General features: G+C 43.6%; 1 protein-coding gene. It reads right to left on the bottom strand.

What is annotated here, in order from left to right:
• The coding region (locus CBI42_RS12295) for a hypothetical protein (RefSeq protein ID WP_142294187.1) at positions 1 to 220 on the bottom strand (220 nt) is incomplete at both ends.

Here is a 220-nt window from a genome sequence, read left to right as displayed (position 1 = left end):
TTTCCTTTTCTTCTTCGACAACCGCATCCGGTGCGTTGTCGACAAAGCGTTTGTTAGCCAACTTCTTATCTGAACGGGCAACCTCTGATTCGAATTTGTCAACGTCCTTTTGTACCCGTGCTAATTCGTCTTTTAAGTCAACTAATTCAGCAAGTGGGACAAAAACCGTTGCATCCGTAATCACAGCTGACATTGAAAGCTTAGGGGCCTCAATATCTTT

The sequence above is a fragment of the Streptococcus sp. KR genome (assembly GCF_002238115.1).
Classification (GTDB): Bacteria; Bacillota; Bacilli; order Lactobacillales; family Streptococcaceae; genus Streptococcus.
The sequence above is the reverse complement of the archived record's forward strand: the minus strand, read 5'-3'. Positions and strand labels throughout refer to the sequence as shown.